The organism is Roseomonas sp. 18066 (genome assembly GCF_902706185.1).
Classification (GTDB): Bacteria; Pseudomonadota; Alphaproteobacteria; order Acetobacterales; family Acetobacteraceae; genus Pseudoroseomonas.
Map to the genome: position 1 here is coordinate 1 of NZ_CACSJM010000339.1, position 648 is coordinate 648.

The window sequence follows — 648 nt, forward strand, 5'->3', positions numbered from 1 at the left end:
GGGCCAGGGGCGCACGGCTTCCGGCTGGTCGATGCGGGTGGCCCAGTCCAGCGCCGGGCTGCGGGGCAGGGACAGGCCCTCGCCCTGGTCGCCCCCTTGGCCGCCCAGGAAGGTTTCCAACCGGGTCAGCCAGCGGCTGGGCACGGTCGGCGCCCCGGCGCGCTTGCGGGCACGGGACAGGACCACCCGGGGCGCGCAGGCGGCACCGAGGAAGAAGTCGGCGGCGACGCGGCCGATGCGGGATTCGGGCTCGGGCAGGCCGAAATCGGCGCGCATCGGGCGGCTCATCCAGGGGCCGGGATCGGTGGCCTGCGGCCAGACGCCTTCCTCCAGGCTGCCGAGGATGGCCAGGTCGAAATCCTGCAGCCGCGCCTCGAGCAGGCCGAGAATGGCGATGCGCGGATGCTGGGCGTGTTCCCGGCCGCGGCCGATGCGGACGCTGGGGGCGGCGGGGCCTTCCAGCAGCGCGTCGAACAGCGCCGGCCAGCTGGCCGGGCTCATCGGCGGGATTTCTTTCAGGGCCGGCGGCAGGGTGGAGAGGAAGACCGCCAGCGGCTCGCCCTCTTCCGCGGCGTAGAGGCGCAGGCCGCCGGGGCGGTCGCGGGTGGCGGCCAGGGCCTCGGCCGCGGCCAGGTGGCGGTCCAGCAG

General features: G+C 76.1%; 1 pseudogene. It reads right to left on the reverse strand.

The annotated features are described in order from the left end of the window. A pseudogene (locus GVN67_RS29125) lies at positions 1-648 on the reverse strand (double-strand break repair protein AddB); the annotation flags it as partial.